The following is a 2,417-nucleotide window of genomic DNA, read 5'->3' on the forward strand; positions in this document are numbered from 1 at the left end:
TGGTGAGGCGGAAATACTTGAACAATATCGTGGAACAGGACCACCGTTTCATCAAAAGACGAACCCGCCCGATGCTGGGGTTCAAGGCCTTTGCTTCAGCGGCGGCAATGCTCGACGGAATAGAAGTGGCGCACATGATCCGCAAAGGTCAAATCACACCCGGACTCTGTCCGTTTCAGCAGTTCGCTGAGCTCGCCAACTGACGCACATGCGGTTGCTGAAACAACTCAACGGGCTCAAATCTTTGCAACAAAACCATGCGAAACAGTCTCTCCAACGGCAGGATGGCTGTCCCTAATGCCGCAAGGAAAACGCGCCACGCGGCAAGAGCAATGACGCGACTAAGAGCGAAGTTGGGTATGGAATATAGGCCACGTTCGGATGCGAACAGGTTGTAGACCGAAGCAAGGACGGCGGCAAATTTCCGCAAACTTCGCATTCTACTTAGACGTCGTTTCGCGCGTTCTTGTCATCGGAAGGGCAAACGTGAATTCTGGACCCTATTGTTAGGCCATAGATCTGTGCGTTGCAGGTCTGCTGCTCCGATTTCCAGCAGAACCGCATGATATTAAGAAAACAGATCGGTCAGCAAACCTTCTGTCAGACCATAGCGTCGCATCAAGCTTTTTTGAATTTCAGCGCCTACTCGACCCTACGCCGAGGCCAGTTTGGGAGCGTTGGGATTGGGTTGAGATATCTGTTTCGACGCTTTGGCGACCACAACCTTGGGTGTCGAGGCCATGATCTGAATGTACCGGGATCTGTACGGGCGCCAGCTTAGACGCGGTTACACGGTGTCGTTCGTGATCCGCAAGACATTCCGACTGTTCAACCCCAAATCGACTGAAGACGAACGATCAGCGCAGCCACCCCGGTGAGAGTGGCCACCGACACTGCTATCAATATCAGGGCTAGGATCACAGGTCCGGCTTTCGCGGGTAGGCGGCCCGCCACTTGAGCCAGAATTCCCGCGCCATGAGTGATCTGGCTTTGAATAACTTCGAAATACAGCGGCAGGGCTCCGACGAGGGCGGCGTATAGATAAACACCCGAGATGTTCTCATAATAGGCTGACCTCACCAGCGTTGGCCCGACCACCTGCAGAGCCACAACGGGATCACCACCGAAGGATCCGAACCAGTCGGCGGACAGTGCGTAGATCAGAGCATGCAGTATGATGAACAGAACAGTCCGGAGCAACAGATCAATCAGTACATAAAAAGTCGGCAAGGGCCCCCTGCCCCGCGCATTTGCACCAACAGCAAAAAGAAAGAAACTGAGATAGTTCACTGCAAACACGACAGGCAGCCCGTTTGTGATCACCTGACGTAAAAACCGATTGGACGCCGCGCCGTTGTTCAGCAAGTGTGTTGCAAAGCCCGGTGTGCGTAGGACGAAGACCAGCAACAAGGGGATCAGCGCCGCGCAACTGACGATTAGAGTGTTCCGAGCGAAGCGCCAGAAAGGCATGTTGATCGCGAAGTATCTATTCATTTCCCTCAGTTTGCCCCCGAGGCTCCTCCGCGTCGATACTCATGGGGCTACCAGTTGCAAGTTCTGTGATCTTCAGCGCGAATTACGGCGGTCACGGAGTCTGTTCGATCAGGCTGCGCTGAACACTGAACCTGTGCTCGGCAAAAAGAGATCGCCTAGTCTAGGACAGAGCTAAGTCGCCGTGAAGGGACGATACTTTGAACTTCGTCAATCACACGGTTTCGCAGTGGTTGAACGCAACGACGATTCCATTTTGGCGAAACAAGGAAGATCGAACATGCATCATTTTCGTTCGCCGACCCCATGCCAAGCGAGCCATGCTACACTCTTTGCACAGTCAAGAACTGATTTTGTCGACCCATAGAAGCGAGCGTCCAGCAATTTAGGTATCGTGACAACATGTTCCTGGTTTTAGTGTGTTGCAAACCCCCCACCCGCCTTACGCGCAAAAATAGACTATTTTGATCGTTACTTTCGTCACACCACCAATTCACCATTATACTTGATAAGTATCGCTTATTACGTGTTATTGATTTTGCCGGGAAATGGGCGCAGAATAGCACCCATGAAGCCGCCCGCGCCCTATCTTCCTGTCCCCTCCCCAGCCCTGTCACAGGCGGATCAGGACGCGCTCACCGATCTCTATATCCGTGGCACACCGGCCAACACGCTCAGGGCCTATGAGCGCGACCTGCTCTACATCACCGCGTGGAAAGAGGCGCGGGTTGGCGCGGCGCTGGACTGGCCCGAAACTGAGGCCACGGCGCTGGCCTTCATCCTCGATCACGCCCGGGATCTCAGTGACGCCCCGCTCGGGGACCGTGCCCGCCGGACCGCGGAAGCGCTGATTGCACAAGGCTTGCGCAAATCGCTGGCCTGCCCGGCGCCGTCAACCCTGGACCGGCGCATCGCCTCCTGGTTGG

The 2,417-nt window shown here is 54.9% G+C and carries 2 protein-coding genes and 1 pseudogene; 2 read left to right on the forward strand and 1 reads right to left on the reverse strand.

The genetic code is table 11. The features are described 5' to 3' along the window. A partial coding sequence (locus GOX66_RS25380; protein ID WP_170766683.1) for a DDE-type integrase/transposase/recombinase occupies positions 1-203 on the forward strand: 203 nt, incomplete at its 5' end. A gap of 625 nt (positions 204-828) precedes the next feature. Here GOX66_RS25380 and GOX66_RS25385 read toward each other — a convergent pair. After that, positions 829-1,494: a hypothetical protein gene (locus GOX66_RS25385; protein ID WP_170766684.1), complete on the reverse strand. Its 666-nt coding sequence runs from the start codon at positions 1,492-1,494 to the stop codon at positions 829-831. Positions 1,495-2,017: 523 nt separating this feature from the next. Here GOX66_RS25385 and GOX66_RS25390 point away from each other — a divergent pair. After that, positions 2,018-2,417 (forward strand): annotated as a pseudogene (locus tag GOX66_RS25390) (hypothetical protein); the annotation flags it as partial.

This window comes from Ruegeria lacuscaerulensis (assembly GCF_013031245.1).
In the GTDB taxonomy this organism is placed as follows: domain Bacteria; phylum Pseudomonadota; class Alphaproteobacteria; order Rhodobacterales; family Rhodobacteraceae; genus Ruegeria; species Ruegeria lacuscaerulensis_C.

What these genes read in the sequence shown, in the direction of transcription:
- GOX66_RS25385 (WP_170766684.1), bottom strand. Translation starts at nt 1,494, where the DNA reads ATGAATAGATACTTCGCGATCAACATGCCTTTCTGGCGCTTCGCTCGG.